Below are 20,104 nucleotides of genomic sequence, written 5' to 3'. Positions count from 1 at the left end.
CGGCCGGGAGGCTAGGATGGCTGGCATGCCCGAGCTTGCCGCCCATGTCCGCGACGTGCCTGTCAACCAGATCCGCGAGATCACCGAGGCCGCCTGGCGCACCCCGGGCGCCCTGGTGCTAAGCATCGGAGAGCCAGGCTTTCCGCTCCCCCGCCACGTCCTGGACGCCGGCATTGCCTGCTTGGACAGGGACGAGACCAACTACACGCCGAACGCCGGGATCCCGGCCCTGCGTGAGGCGTTCGCTGCCAGGTTCCGCCAGGAGCAGGGCGTGGACGTCGGAGCGGACCGGGTCTACGTGGTGGCCGGCGCGCAGCAGGGCCTGCACTTCGCCATGAGCCTGCTGCTCTCCCCCGGCGACGAGATCCTGATCCCCAACCCGGGCTACCCCACCTTCGCCATGACCAGCCGGTTGCTCAATGCCGTGCCCGTGGAGTACCCGCTGCACCCGGACCATGACTTCCAGCCCCGGGTGGCCGACGTCGAGGCCCTCATCACCAGCCGCACCCGGGTGCTGGTGCTGAACTCCCCTTCCAACCCGCTGGGCGCCGTGCTGGGCGAAGACCTGGTGCGGGACCTGATGGACCTGGCCCGCCGGCACGACCTCTGGGTCATCTCCGACGAGTGCTACGAGGCTTTCACGTACGATGTGCCGCACGTGAGCCCGGCACGGTTCGACGACGGCGCCCCGGGAGGGGCGCGCGTGTTCACCTCCCTGACACTGTCCAAGACGTACGGCCTCACGGGGCTGAGGATTGGCGCACTCATCTGCCCGCCGGGCCTCAAACAGAAAATGGACAACGTCATGGAGTCGATCGTTTCCTGCGTGGCTTCAGCCCCGCAGTACGCGGCGCTCGCAGCCCTGAGCGGGCCGCAGGACTACGTCCGGCACGCCCACCAGCACTACCGGGAGAACCGGGACGCCGCCTCGGCGGTCCTGGCAGCCAAGGGGATCCGCTTCCTCCCAGCGCAGGGTGCGTTCTACCTGTGGGCTGACATGTCCCATGTGACCGGCGGCGATGTGCGTGCCTGGGTGCACGGTTTCCTGGCGGACTCAGGGGTGGCGCTGGCTCCGGGGACGGCCTTCGGCTCCATTGGTGAAGGCTGGGTGCGGATCGCGTTGTGCGGCCGGAAACAGGAGCTCGTTGACGGGGCGTCGCGGCTTCCCTCCGCCTTGCGGTAGCTGCGGACGCAGGACCTGGCGGCGGAGATCAGTTGCCGGCGCCGGCGAGTGCCCGGTCCAGCCAGGAACGCAGGGCGTCCGCCGGCGCCGCTCCGGCCTGGCGCGCTGCGACCTTGCCGTCAACGATCACCATCAGCGTGGGAATGGCCTGGATGTCGAAACGCCGCGACAAGCCGGGCGACGTGTCCACATCCACCTTGACCAGTTTGATCTTTCCGGGCCGTTCCCGGGCCAGCTTGTCCAGGACCGGGCTGACCATCCGGCAGGGGCCGCACCATGCGGCCCAGAAGTCCACCAGCACCGGAACGGCCGATTGCTCGGCGACGGCGGCGAAATCTCCGTCACCCGCGGACACGATCCACGGAAGGTCCGCTTTGCAGTTGCCGCAGCGCGGATGCCCGGATGCCCGGGCGGGCACCCGGTTGGTCTTTCTGCAGGCGGGGCAGGCGATGAGCGCAGGTTCCATGGCTAGTAGTCCTTCCTGCCGGCAAAGGCGCCCCACGCCTGGAAGGGGAGGTCCGACGTCGGGACCTCCCCCCGGGTGACCGGCATCAGGTCCGGCCTGGCGCCGTTGAAGTACTCGTAGAAGAGGGCATCATCGAAGCCTGCAGCCGCAGCCCCGTGCCGGTCCGCGGCAAAGTACACGTGGCCGATCCTGGCCCATAAAGCTGAGGCCAAGCACATGGGGCACGGCTCGCAGCTTGCGTAGAGTACCGCTCCGGTGAGGTCGAAGTTGGCCGTTGCTGAGGCCGCTGCGCGGATGGCCACCACCTCCGCGTGGGCAGTGGGATCGTTGTCCCGGGTGACGCGGTTGACACCGGCGTGGACGTGCCCGTCAGCGGTGACCACCACAGCTGCGAACGGCCCGCCGCCACGTGCGACGTTCTGCGTGGCCAGGTCCACTGCCTGCTCGAGGTACGTGGAGGGGCCGTTTTCGTGGTCTGCAGAGGTCATAGCACGATCCTAGCCACCGGGGCCCTGCAGGGGGATGAAAAGGGGGCAAAGAAGGGGAGATTCCCCCAGCGACTACCCGCTGGTAGGAGCCTACGCTTGCGCGCGGGGGAAACAATTTGCCTCTGCCGAGGCTTTCCTATCCAGCCCGTCAAGGGCCTCGCACCCGGAGAACCCAATGAAGAAACGACTCGCATTCTTAGCCTGTATCGCGGCCACCGCCGCTGCCGTGGCGTCCGCTGCCCCCGCCTCCGCATCCTCCCGCACACCTGACTACGATGTCCTTGCGGATGGACTCGTCTCACCGCTGCACGTCTCGGCGGGGACCGGTAAATCGGTCCTGGTGTCCCAGGACTTTGCCGGGAAACTCACCCGCATCAACCGGGACGGATCCGCCGGGGACCTGGCCACGCAGACGCCCAAGGGTTGGGAGGTGGCCGGCTCCGACACCCGCGGCAGCACCACCTATTACCTGGAAAGTGTGGGCGCCGGCGAGGGAGACCCCGCTGCACTGCACGGATACCTCAAGTCCATCGACTCCAGGGGCGACGTGGACACCATCGCCAACTTTGCCGACTACGAGCGGCGCCATAACCCGGACGGGTCCCAGCACTACGGGTTTGGCAAAGACGTCAGCGATCAGTGCCTTGCGGGTTGGCCTGCTTTCCCGCCGGCCAGCTACAAGGGCCTTGTGGACTCCCACCCTTACGCCCTGGCGGTGAAGGATGACACTGCCTATGTGGCCGACGCCGGCATGAACGCCGTCCTCAAGGTCAACCTGAAGAATGGTGACATCGATACGGTCGCTGTCCTGCCGCCACGTCCGGCCACCATTCCAGCGGGCTTCAAGGTCCCGGTGGACATGCAGGGGAACACCATGACGGTTCCGGACTGCGTGGTGGGGCATAAGTACGCGTTCGAGCCCGTACCTACCGACGTGGGGATCGGCCCGGACGGGATGCTGTACGTGACGTCCCTGCCCGGCGGACCGGAAGGTCCCGAACTGGGTGCCCGCGGTGCGGTTTTCAAAATCAACCCGTGGAACGGTGACACCGACCTCTGGGCTGATCACATTCTCAGTCCCACGGGCCTGGCAGTGGCCGGCAATGGTGACGTGTTTGTCGCCTCGTTGTTCGGCGGCGAGATCCTGAAGTTCACGTGTGAGGGCAGCCGTTCCCGGTTCCTGGCGGTGAACATGCCGGCCGATGTCGACATCAGCGGCCATACGCTTTACGCCACGGCGGACGCGCTCGGGGATCCCTCGCAGCCGCCGTCCGGAAAGGTCATCAAGGCCGATCTGCACTAGGGGATGCAGCACTGCTGGGTTAAAACAGCAGGGCCCGGGATCAACTCCCGGGCCCTGTGTGCGTTCTACTTGTTGCTGTCCTCTTCGACGTCGCCGTCGTCGCTGAGGTCGGTGTCCTCTTCGTCGAAGTCGTCTTCGTCGATATCGACGTCGTCGGACGCGTCTGACTTGTAGGGGTCGGCGTCGCCGGCGTGCCGGGCGTTGGCAGCAAGTGCTGCCACCTCGGCGTCACGCTTGCGGGCCTCCCGCAGCAGTTCCTCGAGGTTGGAGGCGTTCACCGGAATCTGGTCGGCCACGAACTCAAGGGTGGGGGTCAGGCGGACGGTGATGTTCCGGCCAACTTCCTGCCGAAGGACACCCTTGGCTTTTTCGAGCCCCTTGGCGGCATCAGCCTGGACAGTCTCGTCGCCAAAGACGGTGTAGTAAACGGTGGCGTGCTGCAGATCATTGGTCACCCGGGCATCGGTAACAGTAATGCCCTCAAGCCGGGGATCCTTGGCCTTCCGGCCCAGAGCCTCAGCAACAACAACCTTAATCCGCTGCGCCAACTTAGCAGCACGTGCCGGATCAGCCATGAACAACTCCTATAAGAAGAAAAAATTGGGGACGTACGACGGCGGCAGTGGGCCTGCGCCGAACGCTTCAGTTAAGTGCCGCGCACTAAAGGCGGGCCAACGACGACGCCGTCGAAATTTTCCGGCGGCGCTTTGGAGCCGTGAAGGGGGCCCGGGAGTGGCATCGGGCCTGCCGGAGACGGGTGGCTGGCGATCGTAGATCGTCAGCCACCCGTCGTAGGGGCGGGGCCCCCTTCACGGCGGAAAAGCGCGGGGCCGCCGGAACAATTCCGACGACCCCACAACAGACAGCCTAGACGCGCGGCTTCTCGCGCATCTCGAAGGTCTCGATGATGTCGCCTTCGGTGATGTCGTTGTACGAGCCAAGACCGATACCACACTCGAAGTCCGTGCGGACCTCGGTTGCATCGTCCTTGAAGCGCTTGAGCGTCTCAACGGTGAGGTTGTCACCGATGATCTTGCCGTCGCGGGAGACGCGTGCCTTGGCGTTGCGCCGGATAACACCGGAGCGGACGATCGAGCCGGCGATGTTTCCGAACTTGGAGGAGCGGAACACTTCGCGGACCTCGGCGGTGCCAAGCTGGACTTCCTCGTACTCCGGCTTGAGCATGCCCTTGAGGGCTGCTTCGATGTCATCGATTGCTGCGTAGATGACGGAGTAGAAGCGCATGTCCACGCCTTCGCGGTCTGCCAGTTCGGCAACACGCTCGGCGGGCTTGACGTTGAAGCCGATGATGACGGCGGAGTCGACCGTTGCCAGGTTGACGTCGTTCTGGGTGATGGCACCCACACCGCGGTGGATGACGCGCAGCTGCACGCCTTCGCCGACGTCGATCTTGAGCAATGCGTCTTCGAGGGCTTCCACGGCACCGGACACGTCACCCTTGAGGATGAGGTTGAGGGTGTCGATCTTGCCTTCGGCGACGGCCTGGTCGAAGTCTTCCAGGCTGATGCGCTTGCGGCGCTTGGCCAGGGCGGCGTTGCGGTCGGCAGCTTCACGCTTCTCGGCGATCTGGCGGGCGGTGCGCTCGTCAGCGGTCACGAAGAAGGTGTCGCCTGCGCGCGGGACGTTTGACAGACCCAGCACCTGCACGGGGCGGGACGGGCCTGCCTCGGTCAGGGCGCTGCCGTCGTCGTCGAACATCGCACGGACGCGGCCATGGGCCGTGCCTGCCACGATGGTGTCGCCGACGCGCAGGGTGCCGGACTGGACCAGGACGGTGGCAACCGCACCGCGGCCCTTGTCCAGGTTGGCTTCGATTGCGATACCGCGGGCGTCCTTGTTCGGGTTGGCGCGCATGTCCAGGGCGGCGTCCGCGGTGAGCAGGACCGCCTCAAGCAGCTCGTCGATGTGGAGGTTCTGGCGGGCAGAAACTTCCACGAACATGGTGTCGCCACCGTATTCTTCGGGAACCAGGCCGTACTCGGTCAGCTGGCCGCGGACCTTTTCCGGGTTGGCGCCTTCCTTGTCGATCTTGTTCACTGCCACGACGATCGGCACGTTGGCCGCCTGGGCGTGGTTGAGGGCTTCAACGGTCTGCGGCATCACGCCGTCGTCCGCTGCGACCACCAGGATGGCGATGTCGGTGACCTTCGCACCACGGGCACGCATGGCGGTGAACGCCTCGTGGCCCGGGGTGTCGATGAAGGTGATCTTCCGGTCTTCGCCTTCGTGGTTGTGCGCGACCTGGTAGGCACCGATGTGCTGGGTGATGCCGCCGTGTTCGCCCGCCATGACGTCGGACTTGCGGATGGCATCCAGCAGCCGGGTCTTACCGTGGTCAACGTGACCCATGACGGTGACAACCGGAGGACGTGCCTCGAGTTCCTCGTCGCCTTCGGCTTCCAGCTCGGCGTCGAAGTCGATGTCGAACGTGGAGAGCAGCTCGCGCTCCTCGTCCTCCGGGGAGACGACCTGGAGCTTGTAACCAAGCTCCTCGCCCAGCAGCGCAAAGGTCTCTTCATCCAGCGACTGCGTGGCGGTAGCCATTTCGCCGAGGTGGAAGAGGACGGTCACCAGTGCCGCGGGGTTCGCCTCGATCTTGTCGGCGAAGTCAGTGATGGATGAGCCGCGGCGCAGGCGGATGACGGTGTTGCCGTCGCCGCGGGGTACGCTCACGCCACCCAGCGACGGGGCACTCATCTGCTCGAGTTCCTGGCGCTTGGCACGCTTCGACTTGCGCTGCTTGCCTCGGCCTGCACCGCCCTTGCCGAAGGCACCCTGGGTGCCACCGCGACCGCGGCCACCCTTGCCGAAGCCACCGCCGGCCGGGGCGCCGCCACCTGCGCCGGGACCACCGGTGCCTGGAGCGCCACCCGGACGGCCCGGACCGCGGCCGCCGCCACCCGGACGGCCTGCACCAGCGGGCGCGGGACGTTCGGTGCGGTTGGGCATCATTCCGGGAGTAGGACGGGGACCGCCGGGACGGGGTGCGCCCGGACGGGGTCCGCCTGCGCCGGCTGCGGGACGGGGCCCACCGGCACCGGCTGCGGGACGCGGCCCACCGGGACGGGGACCACCAGCGCCGGCTGCGGGACGGGGACCACCGGGGCGGTCGCCGTCGCGGCCGCCGCCGGGACGGGGCATGCCCTGGGACGTGGCGAACGGGTTGTTGCCCGGACGCGGAGGGCGCTCACCGTCTCCGCCACGGCCACGGGGCATGCCCTGTGAGGTGGCGAAGGGGTTGTTGCCCGGACGGGGACCACCGGGACGGGGACCGGACCCACCCGGCGTGGAACCGCCCGGACGGGCGGAAGGAGCCGGGGTCTCTGCCTTGGGGGCAGGGCGTGCGCCGGGCTTGGCACCCGAGGACGGAGCCGCGGGAGCGGCAGGCGCCGGAGTTGCAGCTGCGGGAGCCGCCGGGGCAGCCTGGGCAGGTGCAGCCGGTGCTTGTGCCGCAGGGGCCGGAGCCTTGGGCGCAGCCGGGCCCGGAGCCGGTGCTGAAGGACGTGATCCTGCTGCGGGCGCGGCGGCCTTGGGGGCGGCAGCGGGCGTCGCGGCCGGGGCCGCTGACTTGGCGGCGGCGTCGGGGAAGGCGTTGCGCAGTTTCCGCACAACGGGGGCCTCAATGGTGGATGAGGCGGAGCGAACGAATTCGCCCAGTTCCTGCAGTTTTGTCACTGCATCTTTGGAAGTTATACCGAGCTCTTTGGCGAGCTCATGTACGCGAACCTTGGCCACATTTCTCCTGTCTCGGTCCGCACCGAGCCAGGCACGAACCGTCTACTTCTTACTGCGGGCCTCCGCCGCGAACGCAGCTGAAAGGCCCATTGCAGAGCGCAACAAAGTTGTCATCGTTACGCACTCATCGCTGGGAACTCATCGGGTTTCCATCAGTTTTCTGACCCGCTTTCAGGTTGGACGGTTGGTGTTGCAGCCGCCGCGGCGACGTCAACGTTCGGACCTGACATGATCCGGTGTTCAACTGCGGCGGTACCGGTTGCGCCCGGAAGGGCACGTCCGAATGCTCGCCGTTTGATCGCCAGAGCCAGGCACGATTGGCTGGGGTGCAGCCAAGCACCCCGGCCAGCCATCCGGCGTCGTTCATCCACCAGGACAGCGGATGATCCGCTGCCTTCGGCGACGAGCCGGAGCAACTGCGACCGCAAGCCCTTCTTCCGGCATCCGATGCAGGTACGTTCGGGGTGACTTCCGGTGGAAAGCACTTCTGCCACGGTCATCGTCCTGACGTTCATTCTGCTGGCCCTGGCGTAACCACCTCCGGGGTTCCGGAAAATTGGCATACACAGGGCACACGGCTGCCGGCCGTTAGGCGCGGTCTTATCTATTCTAGCCCCTTTGGGCCGTTCTGCCCGAAACCGGGCGGCTGCCCGGGTACGGCAACCACCCGGTCCTGAACCTCATTTGTCGCGGGGCGCCGCGGCGTCCGAGACGATGTCGATGCGCCAGCCGGTCAGCTTCGCCGCCAGCCGGGCGTTCTGGCCTTCCTTGCCGATGGCCAGGGACAGCTGGTAGTCGGGAACCACCACCCGGGCGGACCGGGTAGCCTCATCGGTGATAGTGACCGAATTCACACGCGACGGCGAGAGGGCGCTGGCGATGAAGGTCGCCGGGTTCTCACTGAAATCGACGATGTCGATCTTTTCGTCGTTGAGTTCGGTCATGACCGCCCGGACCCGCGAGCCCATTTCCCCGATGCAGGCGCCCTTGGCGTTGATCCCGGGAGTGTTCGCCTTCACGGCGATCTTGGTGCGGTGTCCGGCTTCGCGTGCCAGCGCAACGATTTCCACGGAGTGATCGGCGATTTCGGGCACTTCGAGTTCGAAGAGCTTCCGGACGAGGCCCGGGTGCGAGCGGGACAGCGTAACCGAGGGCCCCTTGTTGCCGCGGTGGACATCAATGACCAGGGCGCGCAGGCGGTTGCCGTGGATGTACTTTTCCCCGGGAACCTGCTCGGGCGGCGGGAGCAGCGCCTCCAGCGATCCGAGGTTGACCTGGATCATGTGCGGGTTGTTGCCCTGCTGGATGGTGCCGGACACCAGTTCGCCTTCGCGGCCCTTGAATTCACCCAGGACGTTGTCATCCTCGACGTCGCGGAGCCGCTGCAGGATGATCTGGCGCGCGGTGCTGGCAGCGATGCGGCCAAACCCTTCGGGGGTGTGCTCGAATTCGCCGATTGGAGCGCCGTCGTCGTCAATCTCGACAGCCCAGATGGTCACATGGCCGCTCTTGCGGTCCAGCTCGGCACGCGCTTTCTCGAAGGCGCCGGGCGACTTGTGGTAGGCCACCAGGAGCGCCTGCTCGATGGTGGGGATCAGGAGGTCCAGCGGGATTTCACGCTCACGCTCCAAAAGTCTCAGTGCGCTCATGTCAATATCCATCAGGCCTCCTCGGAAGGTCCATTGTGTTCAGGTTCCAGACCATCCTCGGGGAGGTGGCTGAATTCGATCTCGACTTTTCCATTGCGGATCCTGTCGAAAGGAAGCTTTACGGCGTCGCCCTGCCGGGGCTTCATGCCCTTCTTGACGGCGACCTCGGGCACGAGGGTCACTCCGCCGTCGTCCACCGACTGGATGCGCCCGGTGACGTTCTCACCCTGGAGCACGTTGACCTTGACCATCCGGCCCCGGGCGCGGTGCCAGTGACGGGGTTCGGTCAGCGGACGCCCGACGCCGGGCGAGGACACCTCAAGGTCATACGGGCGGGTATCTGCGTTGGGGTCGCTGTCCAGGACATCGGAGAGCACCTTGGAGATATCGGCAATGACGTCCAGGCTGACGCCGCCCGTTTCCTCCTGCGGCAGGTCCACCACGACGTTGACCACCCGGTGCGAACCGGCGATGTTGATGACCACGTCCTCAAGGTAGAGCCGGTTGGCCTGGATGGCGGGCTCCAGGAGAGCCCGGAGCCGGGCGGCTTCGGGGTTGTGGGCCGGTGCGGATCCGCTTCCCGTACCCGTGTGGTCTGGTGAAGCCGTGGCTTCTGCATTGCTCACGATGCCGGCCGCCCTCCCTATAGATGATGTGGTGTTTACTAGCGTAGCTATTTTACCGGCCCAGCGGTGCACCGGGGTGCCGCCGCAGCGTGACACCATGGTCTGTTGTGAAAGACCGCCGCCACGACAGCCGCCCGCGCCTGCGCCCGCTCCGCTATGCCGTCTTCGCACTGGCGGCACTGGTTGTCCTGAGCCTCGGTTTCGCCCTGATTCCCGCGGAAAAACCCGCCCCGGCCCAGCCATCCTTTTCGGAGCGGGCCAGGGCGGCGGCCTTCAGTGACGCTATGGACCTGCGGGCTGCGGGACAGGGCCTGGCTGCCAACGGTGCAGTGGATTCCACCACGGTGGACGGTGTTGTGACGTTGCTGACCATCCAGGCCAAGGCACTCCAGTCCCCCGCCCCCGCACCTGCTGCGCAGGGGTCAGCTTCCCCGTCGCCGGCACCGACGACGCCTGCCAGGGGCGCAGCAGAGCTGGTCCAGGCGCTCGCTGCCAGCGGCGCTGCCCGCGTCAAGGACGCAGAAGCGGCCGACGGCGGCATGGCACGGCTTCTCGCCGGCACCGGCACCGCACAACTGCTCGCCGCCGGGAGGCTCGCTGCGGCCGCCGGAGTGCCCTTGCCGCCTGGCACGGCTGCAGGACCGGGCGGGGACGTGTCCGGGGCTGGCTCCAGCGTGTCCCCTTGCGTGGCGCCGTCGGCCGTGGCGGCCGCGCCGGAGGCCACCCAGCAGGGTCCCGGGACTGGTGCTCCTGCAAACACCCGCCAGGCACTGGCCGCGGTTACTGCCGCCGCATTGGCCGCGGTTACTGCCGCCGAGCAGCAGGCCGTCTACGCCTACCAGGCGGCCCTCCCCCGCCTCGCTGCGGCGGAGGCGGCCCCGGCGTCGGAATTCCTGGGTCAGCACAAGGGCCTCACCGCGTCCGCGGAAGCGCGCCTTCGGGTTGCCTGCGGCGCGTCCGTGCCGCAACAGCCGGGGTACATCCTTGACAGCGGCTTCCTGGCCGCACCGGCGGCGGGGTTGGGCCGGATCGAAGCGTCAACCCTTGCGCCCTACGGCGATGTGGTGGCGTTATCCCAGGGCCAGGACCGGGCATGGGCGCTGTCAGCACTGCAGTCCGCGGCCGCCCGGGCTGCGCGGTGGGGCGCGGACCCTGGACCTGTTCCAGGCCTGATCCTGGACGTGGGCCAACTGCCGGCACTTCGTGCCGGCGACGCTGCCACGGCGTCGCCCGCAGCGTCCTGAACGCCAACCGCGCCACCCCCCTCCGAATTCCAGGGCACGCGCCCGCAATGAAGCATGGTGGAAGGGTGGCACCGGAGCATCCGGGGTGGTTTGCTGAAGGCATGAACGCGGACGAACCTGCCGATTCCCGGGGAATCAATCCGGAAACCCCGGAACTGCACCGCCATCTTAAAACTGAACCCCACGGCAACGATATTGCCCACCGGCTGAACTGGCTGCGTGCCGGCGTGCTGGGGGCCAACGATGGCATCGTCTCCGTGGCGGCGATCGTGGTGGGCGTGGCCGGGGCCACCGCAGAATCGGGCCCCATCCTCACGGCGGGCGTCGCCGGAGTGGTGGGCGGCGCGGTGTCGATGGCGTTAGGCGAATACGTTTCCGTCAGCAGCCAAAGCGACAGCCAGCGGGCCCTCATCGAGAAGGAACGCCGGGAACTGGCGGAAGAACCGGACGCGGAACTGGCGGAGTTGACCGCCATCTACCAGGCCAAGGGCCTGGCCCCGGAAACAGCGGCCAAGGTGGCCGAGGAACTCACGGCGCATGATGTCCTGGCCGCGCACTTGTCCGCCGAACTGAACATCGACGAAACGGACATCGTCAGTCCCTGGCACGCGGCGTTCGCTTCGGCGCTCGCCTTTACGATCGGCGCTGTCCTGCCCATGCTGGCGATCCTCCTGCCGCCGCCGGAGATCCGTATCCCGCTGACCTTCGTGTCGGTTTTGGTGGCCTTGGCGTTGACGGGGGCCCTGGGTGCCTGGATTGGTGGCGGCTCAAGAACCAAGGCGGCCGTCAGGGTAGTGCTGGGCGGTGCACTGGCACTGGCGGCAACCTTCCTGATTGGCAACCTGCTCGGCGCCTCGGGGGTTGTCTGATCCGGTGGTCAAGGCAGCGGCAGTACCCATCCCTCCGGACCTTGCGGCCCGCTACGCACGCACCAGTGCAGGCCGGGCCTGGATTGCCGGCTTGCCGCGTTTGCTGCAGGAACGCCTGGAGCAGTGGCGGCTCGACGTTGACCTGGCACCAGGCAGTCTCCCCTGGAACGGGCACGGCGGTGTGGTGGTCCCGGTGCTGCAGGACGACGGGTCCCCGGCGGCCCTCAAGATCGCCTTCCCCCACGACGAGGCCCAGGTGGAGCGCCATGCGCTGGCCTTGTGGGGCGGCCAGGGGGCCGTGGCCCTGCTGGCCTCGGATGCCGGCTCATGCGCCATGCTCCTGGAACGCCTCGACGCGGGCAGGTCGTTGGCTGCCCTGTCAATGGACGACGCCGTCCCGGTGTGGGGCGGCCTGGTCCGGCAGTTGGGACTTTCCCCGGATCCACGCGCCGAGTGGCAGGAGTTCGGCCACATCGCTGCGCGGGCCGAGCAGTGGAGCGACGACTTTCCCGCGGACTGGGAGCAGTTGGGCCGGCCTTTTCCCCGCTGGCTGCTGGAGGCAGCCCTTGAGGTGTGCCAGACCCGCGGCGCAGTGGGCCGCCGGTTCGCCCGGGACCTGCTGGTCCACACGGACCTGCATTTCCTCAATGTCCTCGCCCGTCCGGGGACCGCGGCGCCGGACGGGCGACACCCGCTGGACGGTTACGCGGCCATCGATCCGCAGCCAATGATCGGCGAGCCCGAGTTCGCCGTCGCCCCCTTGCTGTGGAACCGCCTGACGGACCTGCCGGCGAACGACGCCGGTGGCGGCCTGCTGCGGCGCTGCCACGACTTCAGCAGGGCCGCCGGCCTCGACCCTGACGTTGCCCGGCAATGGGGTATCGCCAGGGAAGTGGAGAACGCATTGTGGTATGCCGCGCATGGGCACCACGGTGACCTGGCCCGGTCGCTGTGGGTGGCCAGCACCCTGGCCGGCAGCACGCTGGACAGCCTGCCGCATCCCCATGACCTGCCGGAGCCCGGCCAGGGTGGATAGGAGCGGGCAGCCGGGCCGGCGCGTCAGACCCGCGAACGGTCAGGAATTCCGCACGGCGGCCAGGGCTGAGCGGACAGCTTCCACGGCGGTGGCAACGTCGGCTCCGGCGGTATGCCAGTTGCTCACGGAGACCCGGAGGATCTCGCGGTCCTGCCAGTGCGAACCGGACATCCATACTTTTCCGTCCTCGATGATGCGGGCGGTCACCGCACGGGTGGTGTCGTCGTCGCCGAATGCGATGCACACCTGGGTGTAGCCGACGTCGTTGAGGACCTCCACGCCATCCAGCGCAGCCAGGCCTCCGGCAATCGCGGCGGCGGCAGCCGCGAGCCCGGCCACCTGGGCTGCCACCCCGTCACGGCCCAGGCTTTTCAGCGCCGCCCAGACCGGGACTCCGCGTGCGCGCCGCGACAGTTCGGGAACTTTCTCGAACGGGTCCCCCGGCCCTTCGGCATCGTGCACGAGATAGCTGGCGTGCAGGCCCATGGCGGACCGGAGCGCCGCGGCGTCCCGGACGATCGCAATGCCGCAGTCATAGGGCACGTTCAGGGTCTTGTGGGCGTCGGTGCCCCACGAGTCTGCTTCTTCGAAGCCTGCAGTGAGGTGCCGCAGTTCCGGCGCGGCGGCCGCCCACAATCCGAACGCGCCGTCCACGTGTACCCAGGCCCCGTGCCTGCGTGCGACGGCGATGGCCTCGGCGAAGGGGTCAAAGGCGCCGGAGTGCAGGTTGCCCGCTTGCAGGCACACCAGGGCGGGTCCGGTGCCGGCGGCGAGGGCGGCATCCAGCGCGGCGGGAACCACACGGCCCTGCCCGTCGGCGTCGACCGCCGTCGGCTGTCCCAGCCCGAGGTACCGCAGGCCAAGGTCCACGGTGTCGTGCCGCTCCCTGCCCACGAAGCAACGGATCCGGGGCGCACCGGACAGGCCGTCCCGGTCCAGATCCCAGCCCGCGTCGGAAAGCAACCGCCAGCGCGCGGCAGCCATTCCGGTGAAGTTTGCCATGGTGGCGCCGGTGACGAACCCGACGTCGGCGGCGGCCGGCAACCCCAGCAAGTCCAGCAGCCAGGCGCCGGCGGCTTCCTCAATGGCAGCCGTTGCCGGGGTGGCGTACCGCAGGCCTGCATTCTGGTCCCAAGCGCTGACCAGCCAGTCCGAGGCAAGGGCAGCGGGAAGGGTACCGCCGATCACCCAGCCGAAGAACCGGCCGGCGGGCATGGCCATGAGCCCGGGTTCGGCCGCGGTGGCAAGCAGGTCGATGACCTCTGCGGCAGGCATGCCCGCTGCCGGCAGCGGGCCGCCAAACGCTGCCGCGAGCTCGGACGCGTGCAGGCTGGGTCCCACCGGGCGGTCGGGAAGGCTGGCCAGCCAGGCCTGCGAATGCCTCGCCGCCGCCGCCAGTGCCGGTGCATACTCGTCGTCGCCGGGTGCCATACCTGCATGCTACGCCCGGCGGGTCCAGGCGACGAGGGCCCGTTCCGGGGAGGGATCAGCCGAAGTTGTCCTGCCAGACGTCGTAGCCCAGCTTGACGATCAGCGCGCCAACAACCACCAGGAAGACCACGCGGACGAACTTGCTTCCCTGGTTCACGGCGGTGCGGGCGCCCAGGTAGCCGCCGGCCATGTTGGCTGCCCCGAGCAGCAGGCCAATGCCCCACAGGATGGACCCGTGCGGCAGGAAGAACAACAGCGCACCGGCGTTGGTTGCCATGTTCACGATCTTGGCTTTGGCGCTGGCTTCGAGGAAGGCGTAGCCCATGGCGGACACCAGGGCGATCACCAGGAAGGATCCTGTCCCGGGGCCGATGAGTCCGTCGTAGAAGCCGATCACGGCACCGATGAGGCAGGCGACGACGTAGTGCTTGTGGCCATCGTGCCGCAGCGCCGTCAGCTCACCCACGTTGGGCTTCAGCGCGGTGAAGAGCGCGACGGCGACCAGCGCCACCACGATGATCGGCTTGAAGACCCCGGCGGGCAGGGAGGCGGCCAGGGTGGCGCCGCCGAAACTGCCTGCCAGGGCTATGACGGCCATGGGGACGGCCGTCCGGAGGTCCGGCCCCACCCGCCGGTAGTACGTGGCGGCACTGGTGGCGGTTCCGAAAATGGAGCCCATCTTGTTGGTAGCCAGGGCCTGGACGGGCGCGATGCCGGGAACCAGGAGCAGCGCGGGAAGCTGGATGAGGCCTCCCCCGCCAACTACCGCGTCGACCCAGCCGGCTGCGAACCCAGCCACCACGATCAGGATGATGGTGGTGAGCTGGATCGATTCGAAGCCGGATATCACTGGTTGCGGACGGCGTTGACCACGTAGTCGACGGCCTTGTCCACTGCAACGTTCTCGGCTTCGCCGCTGCGGCGGTCCTTGATCTCTACCACGCCGTCCACCAGGCCCCGGCCCACGGCCAGGATGGTGGGTACGCCCACGAGCTCGGCGTCGCCGAACTTCACGCCAGGCGAGACCTTGGGGCGGTCGTCGTAGATGACGGACAGGCCGGCCTCTTCGAGTTCTGCAGAGAGCTTTTCGGCGGCCTGGAAGATGTCCTCGCCGCGGCCCACGGCCACGACGTGGACGTCGGCCGGAGCCACCGTGCGGGGCCAGACCAGGCCGCGGTCATCGTGGTTGGCTTCGGCCAGCGCGGCAACGGCGCGGGTCACGCCGACGCCGTAGGAGCCCATGGTGACCACCACCTGCTTGCCGTTCTGGTCAAGGACCTTGAGGTCCAGAGCTTCGGCGTACTTGCGGCCGAGCTGGAAGATGTGTCCCATCTCGATGCCGCGGGCAGTTTCCAGGGGGCCGGAACCGTCAGGTGAGGGGTCGCCGGCGCGGACTTCGGTGCACTCGATGACGCCGTCCCAGGTGAAATCGCGGCCGGCCACCAGGCCGAAGACGTGCTTGCCTGCCTGGTTGGCGCCGGTGATCCACGCCGTTCCGCTGACCACCCGCGGGTCCACCAGGTAGAGCATCTTCGTTGTGCTCCCGGCGCCAAGGAACGGCTGGTCCCGGGTAAGGCCGGGGCCCAGGTAGCCCTTGACGATCAGCGGCTGTTTCTTGAGGTCTTCCTCACCGGCCTGCTCGAGGCCGATTTCGCCGGCGATCGGCAGGAACGCGCCGATGTTGGCTTCCACGCGCTTGAGGTCCACGGCGCGGTCGCCGGGAACTCCGATGACCACCAGCTGCCGCTCACCGGTGGGCAGGGTGACGGCGAGGACCACGTTCTTGAGCGTGTCCGCGGCGGTCCAGGCACCGCCGTCGGCCTCTGACCGCGGGGCGATCTGGTTCGAAGCGGCAACCAGGGTCTCGATGGTGGGCGTATCCGGGGTGTCCAGGACCTTGGCGGCCGGGGCGTTGCTGAAGTCGATCTCGTCGGGGACCACGGTTGTGACGGCCTCAACGTTGGCTGCATAGCCGCCGGCGGAGCGGACAAAAGTGTCCTCGCCGATCTCTGTCGGGAACAGGAATTCCTCGCTCTTGGAGCCGCCCATGGCCCCGGCGGTGGCTGCCACCGGAACGACCTCCAGCCCCAGGCGTTCAAAGATCTTCAGGTAGGCGCCGCGGTGGGCCGCGTAGCTGGCATCCAGGCCGGCGTCGTCGACGTCGAAGGAGTAGGAGTCCTTCATGATGAACTCGCGGCCGCGCAGGAGGCCTGCCCGCGGGCGTGCCTCGTCACGGTACTTGTTCTGGATCTGGTACAGGCTCAGCGGCAGGTCCTTATAGGAGGAGTACAGGTCCTTGACCAGGAGCGTGAACATTTCCTCGTGCGTGGGGGCCAGCAGGTAGTCGGCGCCCTTGCGGTCCTGGAGCCGGAACAGGCCCTCACCGTATTCGGTCCACCGGTTGGTGGCCTCGTACGGCTCGCGCGGGAGCAGGGCCGGGAAGTGCACTTCCTGGGCGCCGATGGCAGCCATTTCCTGGCGGATGATCTCCTCGACCTTACGCAGGACGCTCAGCCCCAGCGGAAGCCACGTGTAGATTCCGGGAGCCGCGCGGCGGATGTAGCCGGCGCGGACCAGCAGTTTGTGGCTGGCAACCTCGGCGTCGACGGGGTCTTCGCGCAACGTGCGCAGGAAAAGCTGGGAGAGTCGTAGGACCACGGGTGGAATCCGTTTCTGGGGAGGTGCTGGGTCAGCAGTGCCGGACAATTCGTCTGGATACTAATCTACCGGCACTCAACCTGCGGTACGGACTGGCCGGGCGCGGCGGCCGGCCCGGGCATCCCGCCACGCCGGAAACAGTAGGGCCACGCCCGGAAAATACAAAGCCCCTGGCCCCCCAGTGAGGCTGGTCATCGCATCCGGGCGTGGCCCAACGCCGTTATCGCCTTAGTACTGGTGAGGACTGGTGAGACCGCCCACCCCACTTCCAGCGCAGCTAGATTGAACCTATGTGATGGTGCACACGTTTGACAAGTGTTTTTGCATCGCGGGATCCCCTTGTCCCTTGTTCCGCCCAGGCCTACATTTAATTCACCAGGTGATGAATTCCCCGGGCTGATCCGTCCGGCCAGGCCTGAGGCAGCGACGGAGGCGGCATGTCCCACTCGGCAGCACCCTTGGCACCGGCCCGCGGCCAGGACGCCGCGGCCATCGTGGCCTCAGCTCTGACCGTGAAACTGGCCCGGCGTCCCGTGTTGCTTGGAGTGGACTTCAGCATTCCCGCCGGACGCATCACCGGCCTGCTGGGACCCTCCGGAAGCGGCAAGACCACCCTGATGCGCACCATCGTGGGTGTTCAGCGCATCGCCGGCGGGACGGTCGAGGTCCTGGGTATGCCCGCTGGAAGTTCAGCGCTGCGGCGGCAGGTTGGTTACGTCACCCAGTCCCCCAGTGTCTACCCGGACCTGACCGTCGAGGCGAACGTCCGCTACTTCGGTGCCATGCACCGGAAACGGAAAGCCGACGTGGCCGAGGCGATTGCGGCCGTCGGCCTCGAAGCGCTGGCACGCCGCAAAACCGCCGACCTGTCCGGCGGCCAGGTCAACCGCGTTTCCCTGGCCTGCGCCCTGGTGGCGCACCCCCGCCTGTTGGTGTTGGACGAGCCCACGGTCGGCCTGGATCCTGTCCTCCGGGCCGATCTTTGGGAACGGTTCAGGGCCATGGCACGGGCCGGAACGACGCTCCTGGTCTCCAGCCACGTCATGGAGGAGGCCAGCCGCTGCGACACGCTGCTGCTGTTGCGGGAGGGCCGGCTCCTCGCACAGCTGACGCCCGGCGAGCTCAGCAGGAGGGGGCACAGCAGCAACCTGGAACAGGCCTTCCTGGCCATCATCCGGGACGCCGACCACGCCGGGACAGGGCTTGACCCTGCAGCCGTGGAAGCCGCCGGGCCGGACGGGAGGGTGCTCTGATGGACGCCCTGATGATGCTTGCCACCACCCGCCGGGTGCTCAGCCAGCTCCGCCACGACCACCGCAGCATCGCCATGATCCTGGTGGTGCCGGCCCTGCTGCTCACGGCGGTGTACTTCCTCTACGAGAACGAGACGCTGCCGCCAGGTGCTCCCCGGACGTTCGACCGCGTGGGACTGATGATGCTGGCCATCTTTCCGTTCGTGGTGATGTTCCTGGTCACCTCCATCACCATGCTGCGGGAACGGACGTCCGGGACGCTGGAACGGCTGCTCACCACGCCGGTACACAAGGCCGACCTGCTGTTCGGGTACGGCGTGGCTTTCTCCCTGATGGCAGCCCTGCAGTCGCTGGTGGCCACGGCGGTGGCCTATTGGATTTTTGGCCTGGACATCGCCGGTGCTCCGGGCTTCGTGGTGTTGATCGCGGTGATCAACGCCGTCCTGGGCGTAGCGCTGGGCTTGTTCTGTTCGGCATTCGCCAGGACCGAATTCCAGGCAGTCCAGTTCATGCCGGTAGTAGTGGTGCCACAGATCCTGCTGTGCGGCCTTTTCGTTGCCCGCGATCGGATGAATGACGTCCTGGAGGCAATCTCCAACGTGCTTCCCCTGACCTATTCCGTGGACGCCCTCCAGGAGGTTGCCGCCCATGCGGAGGCCACCGACCGGTTGTGGCAGGACGCCGCGGCCATGGCCGCCATCGCCCTCGGTGTCCTGGTGCTCGCCGCGTTGACGCTCCGCCGGCGGACGGCGTGACCCTCCCCGGACCGGACACTCCTGCAGCCCGCCCGGTGGGGTCCGCCGGCCGCCGCGGACGCCGTGGCGGTGCCACCGGGTCCCGGGACCACATCCTCGAGGCCGCCCGGAGGCTCTTCGCCGAGCACGGCTTCGACGGGACCAGCCTGCGCCAGGTGGCCCGCGCCGCGGGAGTGGATCCGGCTATGATCCACCACTTCTTCAACGGCAAGGACGAACTGTTCGCCCTTAGCGTGGAACTGCCTGCCGATCCGGAGCAGGTGCTGGCCGGCATGGCGGAATCAAACCCTGACCAGCGGGGGGAATTGATCGTCCGCACGGTGCTCCGGCTCTGGGAAAGCCCTGCCCAGGCCGGCCTCCTGGCCTTCCTGCGCGGAACCATCGGGTCCACAGCCAAAACGTCGCTGCTGCGGGAGGCAGTGGCACGCCGGGTGATCAGCAGGATCACGGTGTCGGTTCCCGGGCCGTCCGAGGAGGTGGCGCTGCGCGGAAACCTCGTGGCAACCCAGATCGTGGGTTTGATGATGGTCCGCTACGTGGTGCGGCTGGAACCGCTGGCGTCAGCGCCGCCGGAGGACGTTGTGCGGCTGGTCGCGCCGACCGTGCAGCGCTACCTGACCGGCCCTATTTGACCAGGGCGGCAGCCGCGTCGAGGAGCGCACCCGCCCGCTTGACGGCGTCGGCCTCGCTCGCGCCGCCGGACGCGACCGAGGTGAGCACCACGCCCTGGTGGACCACCTGGGCCGTGACCGTGGACTGCGTGCGGCCGTCCGGCAGCGAGCTGTCCGTACGGTACGCGACCGCGCCGGGAACCGAACTGACTCCCGGCACTGCTTTCACTGTGACCGCAATCTCCATTCCCGAGGCAGTCATGGTCATGGACGAGCACTTCGCCAGCTGCTCCGATGAGTCCGCGACCTTGGCGAGGAAGCTCTGGTCCAGGCCCGCTATCAGGGACAGTGCCGTGGCTGCCCCGGTGCCGGTATCGGTGCTCATGCCGATCGCCATGGCGGCGCCGTCAACGGACGGCACGGTGCTGGCGGCAGCGAGTTCCTTGCACTCAGCAGGCTTGACATCAATGGAGGCGAGCATGGTTTTGGTTTGTTCCAGCGTGGTGGCGATGTCGCCTGTGGGCAGGACGGTCAGCCGCCGGTCCGCCGCATCCCTGACCTGTGCCACGATGGCGGCCAGCTGTTCGGCTGTATAGGCCTTGGCCGTGGGTGTGGGCGTTGCCGTGGGGGTCGGGGGCGCCGTCGTTTGGGACGCCGCGGGCGCTGCCGTGGAGGAATCTGCTGCCTGCGGGGATGCCGGTCCGCCGCATCCGGATACCGCAATGGCCAGAAGGGCAGAAGCCCCGAATATTCCCAGCACGGACTTCTTCATTTTT

General features: G+C 67.7%; 19 protein-coding genes. 8 read left to right on the top strand and 11 right to left on the bottom strand.

The genetic code is table 11. The annotated features are described in order from the left end of the window. Positions 1-25: 25 nt before the first annotated feature. Positions 26-1,183: a pyridoxal phosphate-dependent aminotransferase gene (locus AB4Y79_RS12170; RefSeq protein ID WP_441862003.1), complete on the top strand. Its 1,158-nt coding sequence runs from the start codon at positions 26-28 to the stop codon at positions 1,181-1,183. A 28-nt stretch (positions 1,184-1,211) separates the two neighbouring features. Here AB4Y79_RS12170 and trxA read toward each other — a convergent pair whose 3' ends face one another. Both trxA and AB4Y79_RS12160 read right to left on the bottom strand, forming a co-directional pair. After that, complete coding sequence (trxA, locus tag AB4Y79_RS12165; protein ID WP_441862000.1) at positions 1,212-1,649, bottom strand: thioredoxin; 438 nt, start codon at positions 1,647-1,649, stop codon at positions 1,212-1,214. Positions 1,650-1,651: 2 nt separating this feature from the next. Next, a complete protein-coding gene (locus AB4Y79_RS12160) occupies positions 1,652-2,137 on the bottom strand; it encodes a nucleoside deaminase (RefSeq protein WP_441861997.1) in 486 nt (161 codons plus the stop codon). A 175-nt stretch (positions 2,138-2,312) separates the two neighbouring features. Here AB4Y79_RS12160 and AB4Y79_RS12155 point away from each other — a divergent pair, with 175 nt between their 5' ends. Further along, on the top strand, positions 2,313-3,440 hold the full coding sequence (locus AB4Y79_RS12155; protein WP_441861995.1) for a ScyD/ScyE family protein: 1,128 nt from the start codon (positions 2,313-2,315) through the stop codon (positions 3,438-3,440). A 65-nt stretch (positions 3,441-3,505) separates the two neighbouring features. Here AB4Y79_RS12155 and rbfA read toward each other — a convergent pair whose 3' ends face one another. The 5 genes from rbfA to rimP all read right to left on the bottom strand — a co-directional run bounded on the left by rbfA (position 3,506) and on the right by rimP (position 9,471). Then, entirely contained in the window at positions 3,506-4,015 is a 510-nt protein-coding gene (gene rbfA / locus AB4Y79_RS12150) for a 30S ribosome-binding factor RbfA (RefSeq protein ID WP_308931463.1), read from the bottom strand. Positions 4,016-4,307: 292 nt separating this feature from the next. Next, a complete protein-coding gene (gene infB, locus AB4Y79_RS12145) occupies positions 4,308-7,196 on the bottom strand; it encodes a translation initiation factor IF-2 (RefSeq protein ID WP_441861993.1) in 2,889 nt (962 codons plus the stop codon). A gap of 152 nt (positions 7,197-7,348) precedes the next feature. After that, on the bottom strand, positions 7,349-7,696 hold the full coding sequence (locus AB4Y79_RS12140) for a YlxR family protein (protein WP_441861990.1): 348 nt from the start codon (positions 7,694-7,696) through the stop codon (positions 7,349-7,351). Between the two features lie 180 nt (positions 7,697-7,876). Then, on the bottom strand, positions 7,877-8,857 hold the full coding sequence (gene nusA / locus AB4Y79_RS12135; RefSeq protein ID WP_308931466.1) for a transcription termination factor NusA: 981 nt from the start codon (positions 8,855-8,857) through the stop codon (positions 7,877-7,879). Next, on the bottom strand, positions 8,857-9,471 hold the full coding sequence (gene rimP / locus AB4Y79_RS12130; RefSeq protein ID WP_441861986.1) for a ribosome maturation factor RimP: 615 nt from the start codon (positions 9,469-9,471) through the stop codon (positions 8,857-8,859). The genes nusA and rimP overlap by 1 nt, the downstream gene beginning before the upstream one ends. A 107-nt stretch (positions 9,472-9,578) precedes the next feature. Between rimP and AB4Y79_RS12125 the strand changes: the two genes are divergently transcribed. The 3 genes from AB4Y79_RS12125 to AB4Y79_RS12115 all read left to right on the top strand — a co-directional run bounded on the left by AB4Y79_RS12125 (position 9,579) and on the right by AB4Y79_RS12115 (position 12,620). Continuing rightward, complete coding sequence (locus tag AB4Y79_RS12125) at positions 9,579-10,715, top strand: DUF4439 domain-containing protein (RefSeq protein ID WP_441861983.1); 1,137 nt, start codon at positions 9,579-9,581, stop codon at positions 10,713-10,715. Positions 10,716-10,816: 101 nt separating this feature from the next. After that, positions 10,817-11,584 (top strand): VIT1/CCC1 transporter family protein, encoded by a 768-nt coding sequence (locus tag AB4Y79_RS12120; RefSeq protein ID WP_441861981.1) that lies wholly within the window; start codon positions 10,817-10,819, stop codon positions 11,582-11,584. Beyond that, entirely contained in the window at positions 11,577-12,620 is a 1,044-nt protein-coding gene (locus AB4Y79_RS12115; RefSeq protein WP_441861978.1) for an aminoglycoside phosphotransferase family protein, read from the top strand. Before AB4Y79_RS12120 ends, AB4Y79_RS12115 begins: the two co-directional genes overlap by 8 nt. Before the next feature lie 39 nt (positions 12,621-12,659). Here AB4Y79_RS12115 and AB4Y79_RS12110 read toward each other — a convergent pair whose 3' ends face one another. Genes AB4Y79_RS12110 through AB4Y79_RS12100 form a run of 3 tightly spaced genes read right to left on the bottom strand, consistent with a single transcriptional unit; the run spans position 12,660 to position 16,709 of the window. Then, entirely contained in the window at positions 12,660-14,051 is a 1,392-nt protein-coding gene (locus tag AB4Y79_RS12110) for a pyridoxal phosphate-dependent decarboxylase family protein (protein ID WP_441861975.1), read from the bottom strand. Between the two features lie 55 nt (positions 14,052-14,106). After that, a complete protein-coding gene (locus AB4Y79_RS12105) occupies positions 14,107-14,901 on the bottom strand; it encodes a sulfite exporter TauE/SafE family protein (RefSeq protein WP_441861972.1) in 795 nt (264 codons plus the stop codon). Beyond that, positions 14,898-16,709 (bottom strand): proline--tRNA ligase, encoded by a 1,812-nt coding sequence (locus AB4Y79_RS12100; RefSeq protein WP_441861969.1) that lies wholly within the window; start codon positions 16,707-16,709, stop codon positions 14,898-14,900. Before AB4Y79_RS12100 ends, AB4Y79_RS12105 begins: the two co-directional genes overlap by 4 nt. A 437-nt stretch (positions 16,710-17,146) precedes the next feature. Here AB4Y79_RS12100 and AB4Y79_RS12095 point away from each other — a divergent pair, with 437 nt between their 5' ends. From AB4Y79_RS12095 to AB4Y79_RS12085, 3 genes are read left to right on the top strand one after another with little or no spacing between them, the layout of a single operon-like run. Then, positions 17,147-17,962 carry an ABC transporter ATP-binding protein gene (locus AB4Y79_RS12095; protein ID WP_441861966.1) on the top strand — a complete coding sequence of 272 codons (816 nt, stop codon included), beginning with the start codon at positions 17,147-17,149 and terminating at the stop codon, positions 17,960-17,962. Continuing rightward, the gene (locus AB4Y79_RS12090; protein WP_441861963.1) at positions 17,962-18,717 is read left to right on the top strand and encodes an ABC transporter permease; all 756 of its coding nucleotides are present in this window, start codon (positions 17,962-17,964) and stop codon (positions 18,715-18,717) included. The genes AB4Y79_RS12095 and AB4Y79_RS12090 overlap by 1 nt, the downstream gene beginning before the upstream one ends. Further along, positions 18,714-19,349, top strand: coding sequence for a TetR/AcrR family transcriptional regulator (locus AB4Y79_RS12085; RefSeq protein WP_441861960.1), 636 nt, complete (start codon positions 18,714-18,716; stop codon positions 19,347-19,349). The genes AB4Y79_RS12090 and AB4Y79_RS12085 overlap by 4 nt, the downstream gene beginning before the upstream one ends. Here the strand turns inward: AB4Y79_RS12085 and AB4Y79_RS12080 are convergent. Then, positions 19,342-20,100 (bottom strand): hypothetical protein, encoded by a 759-nt coding sequence (locus tag AB4Y79_RS12080; protein WP_441861957.1) that lies wholly within the window; start codon positions 20,098-20,100, stop codon positions 19,342-19,344. The genes AB4Y79_RS12085 and AB4Y79_RS12080 overlap by 8 nt on opposite strands. Positions 20,101-20,104 lie beyond the last annotated feature (4 nt).

The organism is Pseudarthrobacter sp. YAF2, assembly GCF_052113345.1.
Lineage (GTDB): Bacteria > Actinomycetota > Actinomycetes > Actinomycetales > Micrococcaceae > Arthrobacter.
This window is presented reverse-complemented; position numbering and strand designations above follow the sequence as displayed.